This is a genomic window from Pseudoalteromonas aliena (assembly GCF_038155085.1).
GTDB lineage: Bacteria > Pseudomonadota > Gammaproteobacteria > Enterobacterales > Alteromonadaceae > Pseudoalteromonas > Pseudoalteromonas aliena_A.
In genome coordinates, this window is record NZ_JBAKAU010000121.1 from 1 (window position 1) to 230 (window position 230).

Consider the following 230-nt stretch of genomic DNA (forward strand, 5'->3'; position numbering starts at 1 on the left):
TCTAAGACTTGAGAAAGAAGCGGCACAAACTCTTAAGTAAAAATTTTCAACTCTTGATAAGTAAGCTTTGAGTAAACCCGGATCCGCTCCAGATCCTCACCGACATAATCACGTAAAGTTCTAAACGCTAGAGTTAGATCTTCATGTAAAATATTAGCATTATTGATTTTTTGACGACGTGAGATTATTTTTTCACATAGTTTTCTAAAAAATCCGGCGTCGTGCCTTAA

1 pseudogene is annotated in these 230 nt (G+C 35.7%); it reads right to left on the bottom strand.

The window, feature by feature from the left end:
* Positions 1–35: 35 nt before the first annotated feature.
* Positions 36–230, bottom strand: a pseudogene (locus V6260_RS18775) (ribonuclease E/G); the annotation flags it as partial.